General features: G+C 61.0%; 1 protein-coding gene. It reads right to left on the bottom strand.

What is annotated here, in order from left to right; translation table 11 throughout:
* On the bottom strand, positions 1-231 hold a 231-nt coding region (locus tag KJQ96_RS39640; protein ID WP_249735134.1), incomplete at both ends, for an ABC transporter substrate-binding protein.

The raw sequence follows: 231 nt of genomic DNA, 5'->3' as shown, positions 1-231 counted from the left end.
CGGCAGCTTCTGGATATCAACCTTGATGCCGATCTTGGCCAGCGATTCCTTCACCAGGGCAGCCATCGGTTCGGCGGTCGAGGCCTGGCCGACATTGAAGCTGAACGTGGTCGAGAAGCCGTCAGACATGCCCGCCGCCTTCAGGTATTCCTTGGCCTTTTCGAGGTCGAGCTTCACGGGCTGCGGGATCGGATAGGCGCCGCTCGATGGTTTGCCATCTGCCCATGTCGC

It is taken from the genome of Bradyrhizobium sp. sGM-13 (assembly GCF_018398875.1).
Lineage (GTDB): Bacteria > Pseudomonadota > Alphaproteobacteria > Rhizobiales > Xanthobacteraceae > Bradyrhizobium.
This window is presented reverse-complemented; position numbering and strand designations above follow the sequence as displayed.